This is a genomic window from Arthrobacter mobilis (genome assembly GCF_012395835.1).
GTDB lineage: Bacteria > Actinomycetota > Actinomycetes > Actinomycetales > Micrococcaceae > Crystallibacter > Crystallibacter mobilis.
The window spans coordinates 106561-118909 of sequence record NZ_JAAZSQ010000002.1 but is presented as its reverse complement, the minus strand read 5'-3'; the positions used below and the strand labels follow the sequence as shown (position 1 = coordinate 118909).

13 protein-coding genes and 2 tRNA genes are annotated in these 12349 nt (G+C 70.4%); 1 reads left to right on the top strand and 14 read right to left on the bottom strand.

The window, feature by feature from the left end:
* Window positions 1–2: 2 nt before the first annotated feature.
* The 12 genes from HGG74_RS02955 to HGG74_RS02900 all read right to left on the bottom strand — a co-directional run bounded on the left by HGG74_RS02955 (window position 3) and on the right by HGG74_RS02900 (window position 9206).
* Window positions 3–431, bottom strand: coding sequence for a MaoC family dehydratase (locus HGG74_RS02955; protein WP_168484854.1), 429 nt, complete (start codon window positions 429–431; stop codon window positions 3–5).
* The gene (locus HGG74_RS02950; RefSeq protein WP_168484853.1) at window positions 428–889 is read right to left on the bottom strand and encodes a MaoC family dehydratase N-terminal domain-containing protein; all 462 of its coding nucleotides are present in this window, start codon (window positions 887–889) and stop codon (window positions 428–430) included. Before HGG74_RS02950 ends, HGG74_RS02955 begins: the two co-directional genes overlap by 4 nt.
* Window positions 890–924: 35 nt before the next feature.
* Complete coding sequence (locus tag HGG74_RS02945; protein WP_246262605.1) at window positions 925–1413, bottom strand: acyl-CoA thioesterase; 489 nt, start codon at window positions 1411–1413, stop codon at window positions 925–927.
* 34 nt (window positions 1414–1447) lie between these two features.
* On the bottom strand, window positions 1448–1708 hold the full coding sequence (locus tag HGG74_RS02940) for a hypothetical protein (protein ID WP_168484852.1): 261 nt from the start codon (window positions 1706–1708) through the stop codon (window positions 1448–1450).
* An 83-nt stretch (window positions 1709–1791) separates the two neighbouring features.
* On the bottom strand, window positions 1792–2358 hold the full coding sequence (locus HGG74_RS02935) for a type 1 glutamine amidotransferase domain-containing protein (RefSeq protein ID WP_168484851.1): 567 nt from the start codon (window positions 2356–2358) through the stop codon (window positions 1792–1794).
* Between the two features lie 172 nt (window positions 2359–2530).
* Window positions 2531–2604, bottom strand: a tRNA-Met gene (locus HGG74_RS02930).
* Window positions 2605–2661: 57 nt separating this feature from the next.
* Window positions 2662–2733, bottom strand: a tRNA-Thr gene (locus HGG74_RS02925).
* Window positions 2734–3043: 310 nt separating this feature from the next.
* The gene (locus tag HGG74_RS02920) at window positions 3044–5023 is read right to left on the bottom strand and encodes a DEAD/DEAH box helicase (RefSeq protein WP_168484850.1); all 1980 of its coding nucleotides are present in this window, start codon (window positions 5021–5023) and stop codon (window positions 3044–3046) included.
* A 440-nt stretch (window positions 5024–5463) separates the two neighbouring features.
* Window positions 5464–6138, bottom strand: coding sequence for an MOSC domain-containing protein (locus HGG74_RS02915; RefSeq protein ID WP_168484849.1), 675 nt, complete (start codon window positions 6136–6138; stop codon window positions 5464–5466).
* Entirely contained in the window at window positions 6131–6580 is a 450-nt protein-coding gene (locus HGG74_RS02910) for a VOC family protein (RefSeq protein WP_168484848.1), read from the bottom strand. Before HGG74_RS02910 ends, HGG74_RS02915 begins: the two co-directional genes overlap by 8 nt.
* 74 nt (window positions 6581–6654) lie before the next feature.
* Window positions 6655–7818, bottom strand: coding sequence for a cystathionine gamma-synthase (locus HGG74_RS02905; RefSeq protein ID WP_168484847.1), 1164 nt, complete (start codon window positions 7816–7818; stop codon window positions 6655–6657).
* 11 nt (window positions 7819–7829) lie between these two features.
* The gene (locus tag HGG74_RS02900) at window positions 7830–9206 is read right to left on the bottom strand and encodes a cystathionine beta-synthase (protein ID WP_168484846.1); all 1377 of its coding nucleotides are present in this window, start codon (window positions 9204–9206) and stop codon (window positions 7830–7832) included.
* A 101-nt stretch (window positions 9207–9307) separates the two neighbouring features.
* Between HGG74_RS02900 and HGG74_RS02895 the strand changes: the two genes are divergently transcribed.
* A complete protein-coding gene (locus HGG74_RS02895; RefSeq protein ID WP_376766114.1) occupies window positions 9308–10300 on the top strand; it encodes a DNA-3-methyladenine glycosylase family protein in 993 nt (330 codons plus the stop codon).
* Window positions 10301–10363: 63 nt separating this feature from the next.
* Here the strand turns inward: HGG74_RS02895 and trxA are convergent, their stop codons facing one another.
* Together trxA and HGG74_RS02885 are read right to left on the bottom strand one after the other, a co-directional pair.
* On the bottom strand, window positions 10364–10735 hold the full coding sequence (trxA, locus tag HGG74_RS02890) for a thioredoxin (RefSeq protein ID WP_168484845.1): 372 nt from the start codon (window positions 10733–10735) through the stop codon (window positions 10364–10366).
* Between the two features lie 83 nt (window positions 10736–10818).
* Window positions 10819–12348 carry a hypothetical protein gene (locus HGG74_RS02885; RefSeq protein ID WP_168484844.1) on the bottom strand — a complete coding sequence of 510 codons (1530 nt, stop codon included), beginning with the start codon at window positions 12346–12348 and terminating at the stop codon, window positions 10819–10821.
* Window position 12349: the final 1 nt, after the last annotated feature.

The window sequence follows — 12349 nt, the reverse complement described above, 5'->3', positions numbered from 1 at the left end:
GCTTACCGGGTGCGGACGAGGGCCTGGGCCTTGACCAGGACCTTCTGTCCGGCGGAGGTGACCGTCAGGTCCACGCGGACCGTGCCGTTGGCTTCGTCGATGGCACCGACGGCGCCGCTGACCTGGATCTCGGCGCCGGCACCGTCGGTGTCTTCCACCACGACCGGCTTGGTGAAGCGGGTCTGGTAGTCCACGATGGCTCCCGGGTCGCCGATCCAGTCGGTGACGATCTGGACGGCGGCACCCATGGTGAACATGCCGTGGGCGATGACGCCGGGCAGGCCCACCTGCTCGGCGAAGCGGCCGTTCCAGTGGATCGGGTTGAAGTCGCCGGAGGCCCCGGCGTACCTGACCAGGTCCGCCCGGGAGACCTCGATGGTCCTGCTGCCGATCTCCTGCCCGACCGAGAGTGTTTCCAGTCCGATGGTCACTGGCCTTCCCCCCTCACCAGGATCGACGAGGTCGTGGTGGCGGTCTTCTCCCCGCCCGCGGTGCTGATTTCGGCGCGGGTGGTGATCATCGCTCCCCCGCCCATGGCCCGGATCTGGTCCACGTGCAACTCCGCGACCAGTTCGTCCCCGGCCACGATCGGGCGGTGGTGGGTGAAGCGCTGCTCGGCATGCACCACCCGGGAGAAGTCGATGCCGGCTTCCGGATCCTGGACCAACTGGGCGTCCGCGCGCTGGGCGACGATGATGGCAAAGGTGGGCGGGGCCAGCAGGTCGCGGTAGCCCAGTTCCCGGGCCGCCTCGACGTCGAAATGGGCCGGGTGCGTGGCCTTGACGGCACGGGCGAATTCGCGGATCTTCTCGCGGCCGACCGTGTAGACCTCGCCGGCCGGGTAGACGCGGCCGGCCAGGGCCGCATTGACCCCAGTGTGCTCAGACATACAGCTCCTTCACTGGCAAAAAAACTCCCTCCAGCCTATGCGAAGACCGGCCGGCCCACGAACGGGCGGATCAGGGCCTTCTGCTCCCCGTCGATGCGCAGCAGCCGCCCGGTGCCGGCGGCGACGAAGGCGATGGTGGTTTCCGCCTTGGCGCAGGCCTCGCCGGTGACCGGGTCGTGCACGATGTAGGCGATGGTCACGCTGGCCGCCTTCAGGGAGCTGACCCAGACATCGATGTCCAGCGGGATGTTGCGGTAGGTCAGCGGCGCCAGGTACCTCACCCGGTGTTCGACGACGAGCGCCTGGGTGCCGGCGGGCAATGCGGAGAAGAGCGGGACCAGCGGTTCCTGGCCGGGGCCGCCGGTGCCGCCGGGAGGGCCGAAGGCGTGGATGCGCGCCTCCTCGAGGATGCGCAGGATCTCCACATTGTTCACGTGCCCGTAGGCGTCCATGTCGCCCCAGCGCATGCCCACCTTGCAGGTGAGGATGCGGCCGGTGGCGGTATCGTCCAGAATCTCGCTCATGCGTCCTTTCAGGGCCCGTTGGCGCACCGGGCGGCTATTGACCCTGCTGCCGCTGCGTGCGCCCGCCTGCGGCCCCGTGGGCGGCGTGGCGGGCACGGGCGTCCCGGGCCCGGACCACGAGGCCGGCCAGGTGCACCAGCAGGCCGGCGGCAATGATGGCCAGGGCCGGCCAGCTCAGCCCCGGCAGTCCCGCGGCCGCGGCGATCAACGAAAGCACGATGCCGGCGGCGATCAGCACCATGGCCGAGATGACCAGCTTGCGGTACAGCGGCGAGCCAAGGTCCCAGGGATTCATGGTTTAAGCCTAACGGTTGGCCAGGCCCGGTCCCGCACGGCCAGGCAAGGCCGGGCAGCCGGTCGCTGCGCCGGGCCGGCTGCTCAGGCGTTCTGCCCGGCGTGGGCGGCTTCGGCGATTTCCTCCAGCATCCTGGCGTTGAAGGCGGCCAGGTCCTTCGGGCTGCGGCTGGTGACCAGCCCGTGGTCCACCACCACCTCCCGGTCCACCCAGTGCGCACCGGCATTGCGCAGGTCCGTGGCCAGCGTGTGGTACGAGGTCAGCCGCCGGCCGTCCGCTGTTCCGGCTTCGATCAGCAACCACGGGGCGTGGCAGATCGCCGCCACCGGCTTGTGCGCATCGAAGAAGGCCCGGGCGAAGGCGACGGCGGCGGACTCGGCCCGCAGGTGGTCCGCGTTGATGACGCCGCCGGGCAGGACCAGCGCGTCATAGTCGGCGGGATCGGCCTCCGTGACGGCGACGTCCACGTCGAAGGTGTCGGCCTTGTCGGTGCCCTTGAAGCCTTGGAGCTGTCCGGGCTTGGGTGCCACGAGGACGGGCTGGCCGCCGGCGTCCTGCACGGCCTGCCAGGGGCTGGTGAGTTCGATTTGTTCGACGCCATCCGTGAGCAGGAAGGCGACTTTCTTTCCGGAGATGTCGGCAGTAGCCATGGTGCACATCCTCCTCGGATCTGCCTGGACGTGGCCGCCGGACGTGCGGCCCTGCTTCCACCGTAGGCGCGCCGGGAACCGGCAGGCAAGGCGTCCTGCTGCCGCGCCGGCGCGGTGCCCGGAGACGCAAAAACCCCTCCGGGACCATGGTCCGGGAGGGGTTTTCCGGCAGTAGCGGTGCCGGGACTCGATCCCGGGACCTCACGATTATGAGTCGTGCGCTCTAACCAGCTGAGCTACACCGCCACGAATGGGACGGCCCGCGCTGCGCCTTGCGACACAGGCGCGGGCCCCGCCATTCAGAGCCCCCCACGGGAATCGATCCCGTGACCTCAGTCTTACCAAGACTGCGCTCTACCACTGAGCTAGGGGGGCAACGGAGAAATACATTACCAGCACTTTGCCCCGGTGTGAAATCGGATCGGGCCTTTGTGGCGGATCGCACATTTTCCCCAGCTTCCCCCGGTTTTGCCCGGTCGAGCCAGCCGGCTGCGGCCGCGGGCAGGACCGGCCCGGGCCGGACGCAGGGACCCTGCCCGGCGCTGCGCCCGCCAGGCCCCGCCGGAGGGCCTGAAACAGCAGAAGGGGCATCCGCGGTGCGGATGCCCCTTCCGAGGGCCTCTGGGCGGCCGGACAGGCCGCTCAAGGCAGGACGGCGCCGGACGCGACCGTCGGCCGTCCGGTGTTAGCCGCGGCCGTGGCGCGGCTTGCGCGCGCCCATGCCGTGGCCGCCGAAGCTGGACTCATAGCGGTCGCCGCGGTCGCTGCGGAACCCGCCGCGGTCGCCGTCGAACTTCTTCTTGAACGGCCGCTCGCCGCGGTCGCTGCGGAAGCCGCGGTCGCGGTCGCCACGGTCATTGCGGAACCCGCCGCGGAAGCCGCCGCGGTCGCCCCGGTAGCCGCCGTCCCGGTCGCCCCGGTAGCCGCCCTCTTCGCGGTCGCGCCGCGGCTTGCGGCCGCTGTCCAGCTCCAGCTGGATCAGCTCGCCCCCGATGCGAGTCTTGGACAGCGCGCGCAACTGCTCCTCGGACAGATCCGCCGGCAGTTCCACCAGGGAGTGGTCCGAGCGGATGTCGATGCCGCCGATCTGTCCGGCGGTCAGGCCGCCCTCGTTGGCGATGGCACCGACGATCGACCCGGGCATGACCCGGTGCCGGCGGCCGACGGCGATGCGGTAGGTCGCGTTGCCTTCGGTCAGCGGACGGGACGGGCCGCGCGAGCCGAAGCCGTCGCGCTCGCCGCGGGCGAGGCGGGCCTGCTTGGCCGGGGCCACCGGCAGTTCCTCCATCAGCAGCGGGCGGCCGCCCTGGGCCATGTGCGCCAAGGCCGCGGCGATCTCGACGGCGGTCACGTCGTGCTCGGCCTCGTACTTCTCCACCAGGCCGCGGAAGACCGCCAGGTCCTCGGACTCCAGGGTCTCGGTGATCCGGCCGGCGAACTTCTCCAGGCGGTTGGCGTTGACGGTGTCCACCGTGGGCAGGTGCATCAGCTCCACGCTCTGCCTCGTGGTCTTCTCGATCGCCCGCAGCAGGTACTTCTCGCGCGGGGTCATGAACAGGATCGCGTCGCCGGAGCGGCCGGCGCGGCCGGTGCGGCCGATCCGGTGCACGTAAGACTCGGTGTCGTGCGGAATGTCGTAGTTCACGACGTGGCTGATCCGCTCGACGTCCAGGCCGCGGGCGGCGACGTCGGTGGCCACCAGGATGTCCACCTTGCCTTCGCGCAGCGCCTCGACGGTGCGTTCACGCTGCTGCTGCGGGATGTCGCCGTTGATCGCGGCGGCCCGGAAGCCGCGCGCCTTGAGCTTGTCCGCCAGTTCCTCGGTGGCCATCTTGGTGCGCACGAAGGCAATGACGCCGTCGAACTCCTCGGTCTCGAGGATGCGGGTCATGGCGTCCAGCTTGTGGGCGCCCATCACCTGCACGTAGCGCTGGCGGATGTTGGCGCCGGTGGTGGTCTTGGACTTGACCGAGATCTCGGCCGGGTCGTTCAGGTACTGCTTGGCGATCCGGCGGATGGAGGTAGGCATGGTGGCCGAGAACAGGGCGACCTGCTTCTCCTCCGGGGTGGCTTCGAGGATCTTGTCGACTTCCTCGGCGAAGCCCATCCGCAGCATCTCGTCGGCCTCGTCCAGCACCACATACTGCAGGTCGGACAGGTCCAGGGAGCCCTTCTCGATGTGGTCGATCACGCGCCCGGGGGTGCCCACCACAACCTGGGCGCCGCGGCGCAAACCGGCCAGCTGCGGGCCGTAGGCGGAGCCGCCGTAGACCGGCAGCACGGTGAAGTCCTCCAGATGCTTGGCGTAGGAGGTGAAGGCCTCGGAGACCTGCAGGGCCAGTTCGCGGGTCGGAGCCAGCACCAGCACCTGGGTGCTGCGCGCCGGGCCGTTGACTTCGGCCAGCTCGGCCATCCGGGACAGGGCCGGGATGGCGAAAGCTGCGGTCTTGCCGGTACCGGTCTGGGCCAGGCCGACGACGTCGCGGCCTTCGAGCAGCACCGGAATGGTCGCAGCCTGGATCGGCGAGGGCTTTTCGTAGCCGACGTCGGCCAGCGCCGCGAGCACGCGGGAATCAAGGTTGAAGTCGGAGAACAGCACGGTGGCTTCCTCTTCAGTGCCGGCTTCCGCTTCGGCGGGCAGGTGGTCATGGGTGTATTCGGACATGGAGAATCCTCATCTTCATTCGGGACGGGGCCGCGCCGGTAATGCGCTCACGCACAGCGGCCGGCAGGCCTGATGTAAGCAAAGTCCGGCACTGTTGCAATCCCATGGCAAGACTTCCCGCCGCGCTCTGGAGCGCATCGCACGCAGCTTCACCTGCACTGCCAATGCCCCTGACGGCGTTTTCAAAGCCGGCGCTCCCAAAATGACACTGCCCGCTGGACGCGGACCCTACACACCAATCAGACGCTGCAAACATGGGACCCGGGGGCGTAAACCTATGCGGTTCCGCCCGGACAGCCAGTGGTTTGCCCGTCGAAATGCGGGAATACCGGAGTGGGGGATACATCCATTCTACGGTACGGCGCAAGCAGGCGGCGCCGCGGCCGGCGGTGAGCTTGGGCACACCTGCGGGGCCATGCCGGTCCCCTGCACCGAGCGGCTTAACGCGCGGCCGCCTCCTGCCGTGCGGCCGCGCGCAGGGCCAGATCGACGGCGGCCCGCACCTGCGGGGCCAGCTGCAGCCGGCCGGCGGCGGCCTCGGCCCGCAGGGCCCCGGCGCCGGCCTTGTCCAGGCCGGCGAAGACCTGGGCCACCGGCACCCCGTGCCGCGGCCGGTAGGTGGGCTCGACGGCGTCGCCGGCCTGGATCTGCCCGGTCTGCAGGACCTTCAGGTAGGCTCCGGGCCGGCCGGCGGCGGTGAAGCGGCGCACCCAGCGTTCCTCGCCCAGGTGCCGGGCGAAGGTCCCGCAGGGAATCCGCACCGAGGTCACTTCCACGCGCACCTCGGGCCCGATCCGCCAGCGCTCGCCGATCAGCGCCCCGTTGACGTCCACGCCCAAGGTGCGCAGGTTCTCGCCGAACAGGCCGGGCGGAATCTCCCGGCCCAGTTCGGCGGCCCACCAGCGGGCGTCCTCGTCCGCGTAGGCGTAGAGCGCCTGCCATTCCCCGCCGTGGTGCTTGCGGTCGGCCTGCACGTCCGCGTACAGGCCCAGGTCGGTGACCTTGACCGGCCCGGACGCGGGCCGCTTGTCAATGGCCGTGAGGCCGGCCGGCCCGGCGTCGGGCTTGAGTGCGTGCACCCGGCAGATGGCCAGCAGGCTCCCCGGCTCAGGCATGGCCCTCGAAGCTCACGTCCTGGAATTCCTCGGCGGACGCAGGAAGCGGGTGGCCGCGGTAGGTGCTGAAGCCCCACAGGTTCCCGTCCGGATCGCGCAGGCCGAACAGGCGGGCACCGTAGTCCGTGTCGGTGAGCTCCTGGATGATCTGCGCCCCGGCGGCGGACACGCTGTGGTAGAGGGCATCCGGGTCCCGAGTGTAGACATTCAGCTGCGCGCCGCCCGGCTCGCGGGCCCACAGGCTGGCCTCACTGTAGCTGGAGACCAGGACCAGGCCGCCTTCGGGCCAGAGCAGCTCGCTGTGCACCACCGCCCCGCCTTCCTCATACAGGGCGTGGGTGCTGAAGCCGACGGTGCCGGTCAGGAACCTGATCAGGCCCCGGGCGTCACGCGATTGCAGGCCGGGCCAGACGCCGGCCGGTGGGTAGTGTCTGTTCTCCATGCCCACCAGTATTCCCACACCACCCCCGGCGCGCCAGAGCACCGCACCCGGGTGCGGTGCTCCGGACGCAGTCGTCAGAGCTGCCCGAAGGCCTGGTCCAGGTCGGCAATCAGGTCCGCGGCGTCCTCGATGCCCACCGAGAGCCGGATCAGGTTCTCCGGTACGGCCAGCTCGGTGCCCTTGACCGAGGCATGGGTCATCTCGGACGGGTAGTTGACCAGCGACTCGATGCCGCCCAGGGACTCGGCCAGGGTGAACACCTTGGTGGACTCGGCAACCTTCCGGGCCGCGGCCTCCCCGCCGGTGAAGGAGACCGAGACCATGCCGCCGAAGCCGCGCATCTGCTTCGCCGCCAGCTCGTGCCCGGGGTGGTCCGGCAGGCCGGGATAGTACACGGTTTCCACCCCGCTGCGGCCGGCCAGCCACTCGGCCACGGCCTGGGCATTGGCGCTGTGCCGGTCCATGCGCACGCCCAGGGTCTTCAGGCCGCGGGTGGTCAGGAACGCATCCATCGGGGAGGAGACGGCGCCGACGGCGAACTGCACGAAGCCGACCTTCCCGGCCAGCTCGTCATCGTTGAGCACCACGGCGCCGCCGATCACGTCCGAGTGGCCGCCGATGTACTTGGTGGTCGAATGCACCACGATGTCCGCCCCGAGGGCCAGCGGGTTCTGCAGGTACGGCGAGGCGAAGGTGTTGTCCACTACCAGCAGCGCCCCGGCGTCGTGCGCCACGGCGGCCAGACCGGCGATGTCGGTGACCTTCATCATCGGGTTGGAGGGGGTTTCCACCCACACGAAGCGGGTCTGCTGCGCGGCGACGGCGGCGGCGACCGATTCGAGGTCGGCCATGTCCACCACGGTGTGCCCGACGCCCCAGCCGCCGAGCACCCGGCTGATCAGCCGGTAGGTGCCGCCGTAGGCGTCGTTGCCCAGCACGATGTGGTCCCCCGGCACCAGCAGCGCCCGGATCAGGGCGTCCTCGGCGGCCAGGCCGGAGGCGAAGGAAAACGCGTGCCGGCCGCCTTCGAGGGCCGCCAGCTGCAGCTGCAGCGCATCGCGGGTGGGATTGCCGCCGCGGCCGTATTCGTAGCCGTCGCGCAGTCCCCCGATGCCGTCCTGGGCGTAGGTGGAACTGAAGTGCACCGGGGGCACGACGGCGCCGGTGCGCGGTTCGAAGGATTGTCCGGCGTGGACGGCGCGGGTGTTGAAGCCCGAGGCATTCTCAAGTGCGGTCATGGCAGCTTCCTTCAGCTCGTCAGGTAGGTCAGGAGGTCGTGGCGGGTGAGCACGCCCACCGGCGCGCCTTGGAATGTCACCATCAGGGCGTCGGCCTGCTGGAGTTTTTCGCGGGCGGCGGAGATGGACTCCAGGGCGCCGATGATGGGCATCTTCTGCCCCATGTGGTCCCCGATCCTGTCCGTCAGCTTCGCTTCGCCCTTGAACAGCTTCGCGGTCAGCGCGCGCTCGTCGACGGCCCCGACCACCTCGCCCATCACCACCGGCGGTTCCTGGGACAGCACGGGCAGGACGGAGACGCCGTATTCGTTGATGATCTCGATGACATCGCGCACCGATTCGGCAGGGTGGGTGTGCACCAGGTCCGGCAGGATGCCGCCCTTGCCGCGGAGCACCTCGCCGACGGTGGTTTCCTCGGCGCCGGGGATAAAGCCGTAGGAGCGCATCCACTCGTCATTGAAGATCTTGGCCAGGTAGCCGCGGCCGGAATCGGGCAGGATGACCACGACGACGTCGCCGGCGGCCAGCTCCCGGGCCACCCGCAGCGCCGCCACCACGGCCATGCCGGAGGAGCCGCCGACCAGCAGGCCTTCCTCCCGCGCCAGCCGCCGGGTCATGGCGAAGGATTCGGCGTCGTTGACGGCGATGACCTCGTCCGGCACGCTCTTGTCGTAGTTGCCCGGCCACATGTCCTCGCCCACGCCCTCGACGAAGTAGGGGCGCCCGGTGCCGCCGGAGTAGACCGAGCCTTCGGGATCCGCGGCGATGACCTTCACCGGACCCGAGGGGCGGTCCGCGGAAACATCCTTCAGGTACCTGCCGGTGCCGGTGATGGTGCCGCCGGTGCCGGCACCGATCACCACGTGGGTGACCTTGCCGTCGGTGTCGCGCCAGATTTCCGGGCCGGTGGTCTCGTAGTGGCTGGCCGGGGCGGCAGGATTGGAGAACTGGTCCGGCTTGTACGCGCCCTCGATCTCGGTCACCAGCCGGTCGGAGACACCGTAATAGGACTCGGGGCTGTCCGGGGCCACGGACGTGGGGGTCACCACCACCTCCGCGCCGTAGGCCCTGAGCACATCGCGCTTTTCCTGGCCGACCTTGTCGGGCGTGACGAAAATGGACTTGTAGCCCTTCTGCTGGGCCACCAGCGCCAGGCCGACGCCGGTGTTGCCGCTGGTCGGTTCCACCACGGTGCCGCCGGGCTTGAGCTTGCCGTCCCGTTCGGCCTGCTCGATCATCTTCACCGCGATGCGGTCCTTGATCGAGCCGCCCGGATTGAAATATTCCACCTTGGCCAGGACTGTGGCGGCGATACCTTCGGTCACTTTGTTCAGCTTGACCAACGGGGTGTTGCCGATGAGGTCCAGCACGGAATTGGCATATTTCATGGGCCCAAATCTACCTGCCTGCCGCGGCAAGGTCATGTTCGCCCGTCATAATGGGCGCCCGGCTGCCTGCCGGCCGGGCCCGTGCGTGGGACGATGGATGCATGCCTGCCACTGCTTCGGCCACCGCTTCGACGGCTGCAGCGCCGGCGGCGCTGCCCGCCGGGCGCACCGCCGTCGTCGACATGCCGGCAGGCTACGATCTAGCCGGCACGCTCGGCATCCTGCCGCGCGGCCGGCAGGACCCCACCTGCCGGATCGGGTCCGGCGGCGTCTGGCTGGCGTTCGCCACGCCGGCCGGCCCGGTGACGCTGCACCTGGCCGCCCGGGCGGACGCCGCGGCCACCGCCGTCACCGCCGGCTGCTGGGGACCGGGCGTGGAGGCGGCGCTGGCGGGCCTGCCGGCCCTGCTGGGCGCCGGCGACGACTGGTCGGGTTTTGACGACCCGGACTTCCAGGCCACCCTCCCGCGGCTGGTCACCGAGCCCCGCCGGCGGCACCGCGGCCTGCGGCTGCCTTCGACCGGCCGGGTCTTCGACGCGCTCGTGCCGGCGGTGCTGGAACAGCGGGTCACCACCATCGAGGCCCGGCACTCGTGGAGGTACCTGGTGGCCCGGCACGGTTCTCCGGCGCCCGGACCGGCACCGGCCGGGCTGATGCTGGCTCCCTCCCCCGCGCAGTGGCGGCGCATCCCGTCCTGGGAGTGGCACCGTGCCGGCGTGGATCCGAAGCGTTCGGCCACGATCCTGCGCGCCTGCGCCGTGGCGGCCGGACTGGACCGGCTCGCCGCCCTGCCGCCCGGCCCGGACCTGGCCGCCAAGCTGTGCTCGGTACCGGGCATCGGCCCGTGGACCGCTGCCGAGATCGCCCAGCGCACGCACGGGGATCCGGACTCGGTCTCCGTGGGCGACTTCCATCTGGCAGCCTTCGTGGGCTATGCCCTGACCGGGCGCCGGACCGACGACGCCGGCATGCTCCGGCTGCTGCAGCCGTGGCGCGGCCACCGCCAGCGCGTGGTGCGGATGCTCGGGCTCAGCGGGGTCCGCAAGCCCGCCTTCGGCCCGCGGCTGTCCCCGCAGGACCACCGCTTCCACTGAGCGTTCCCGAAAAGGAATAGGGGCACCGCTGTTGCGCGGTGCCCCTTGCCGGAAGGCGGGAGGCTACTCCTGGCCGGCCTGCTGGGCGGCGACCTGGGCGTGCACTTCCTGCATGTCCAGTCCCTTGACCGCCTCCACCAGCTGGGAGAACTGGGTGGCGTTCAGGGCGCCGGCCTGGGAGAAGACCAGGACCTTTTCGCGGAAGGCCATCAGGGTGGGGATCGAGGTGATGCCGGCGGCGGCAGCGAGGCGCTGCTCGGCCTCGGTATCGACCTTGGCGAAGACCACGTCCTCGTGCTGCTGGGAAACGGCGTCGTAGACGGGGGCGAACTGCTTGCACGGGCCGCACCAGTCGGCCCAGAAGTCGACAAAGACGATGTCGTTCTCTTCGATGGTCTGGGGGAACTCGGCCTCGGTGACATTAATGGTTGCCATAGTCCGAGGGTAACGGCCGTCCGGCCGGCCTGTCGCCCGTGTTCGCTCAGCGCATGACGGGTGGCAGGCCGGCCGGGGCCGCCTCAGCGGGCGTCCTCCGGGCGCGGGTCGGCCGGCGGCACGGGCTCGGCGGGCACTTCCGGGGCGGTCCGGGACAGGATCGCCGGCCAGTCGACGGTGTCCTGGCAGTCCACGGTCTCGGGGGCTTCCTCGTCCTCCTCGGCCTCCTCCGCTTCCTCGAGGACTTCCTCGTTCTCCTTGGCGCAGCGGTCCAGTGCCTTCGAGTAGGAAGTCCGGGCGACCGCCTGGTCGGCCAGGAACCGGTTGTGTTCTGCCAGGGCGGACTGGTACTGCGCGTAGCGCGCCCAGTATTCGTTCCAGTCGCCCTCGATGTCGGCCCAGGCCGCGTTGACCTTGCGGACCTGGGCGGCATACTTCTTGTACTTCAGGGCCTTTTCCTTGTATGTGCCGTACTCCTTCCAGTAGTCCAGCACGTCCTGCTGCCACTGCTGCTGGCCTTTGGCCAGCGACACCAGCGCCTTGCTGGTGCGTTCGGCATTGGTCCTGGCGGCGGCCGCCTCGTCGAAAGGGACGCCGGACATGCCGGTGAAGGCCCAGCCGCACCCGGGACCGGTCTTGTCCTCGGCCAGGATCCGGACGGCCTGCTCCGTGTCGGCGCCGGGGTCCGGGCTTTCCGGCGGCTCCGGGAACTCCATCGGCTCGGGCATCGCCGGCCAGACCGGGTACCACGGCTGCATCGTCGGCTCGACCTTCTTGATCTTGATCTCGGGCCCGGGCAGCTGCACCATTAGCACGTCGGAACCGGCAGGCTGCTGCGGCAGGGACATGTCCCGCACCGCCACGGCGGTGCGGACCGCATACGGCTGGTAGCCCTCACCGGACCAGGGGTTCCTGCGGGCGTCGGCCACCGTCGACTTTTGGTCGGCACAGACCGGCTCCAGCCGGCGGGCCAGGGCCCGGTCGAATCCACGCGCCAGCTCCACCAGCGGTGCCGCCTCGTCCCCCACGTAGAAGGCCAGCACGTCGCCGCGGCGTACGGCCAGCACCTGGGAAGCGGCCTGCCCCTGGTAGGCGAAGACCCGGTACGCCTCGATGCCGGGATCCCGGCCCTCAATCCCGGCTTCCACAACGGTAATGCCGTCGTCGGCACAGGAACCGGCGTGATCCAGCTGCTCCTGGAGCACCTCGGCCCCCTGGCCGGCGCGGTAGGCGGCGAGGACCACCTGGATCCGCTTCCCCTCGACGCTGAACAACCGCGAGACGGACACCGCCGGTGCCGTGCCGGCTGCCGGGCAGGAGAACGGGACCGGGGGCACCGCAGCGCGCTGCACGATGCCGGTGGGCTTGAAGCCCTTGGGCGGGGAGTCCAGCATCTTGGCCAGGACGGATTCGGCCGGCGAATCCTTGATCCTGGCGATGACTGCCTCGGGGGCGGTCTGGCCGACGGTACGTCCGCCGACCGCGGCCGGGCGCTGGTAGGCCAGCGGCGCCCCGGTCATCGACAGCGCCGCCACCCCCGTTCCGGCGACGGCGGCCAGCGCCAGCGCTCCGGCGGCCAGGGCCAGGACCGGATGCTTTTCGAGCACTGACATC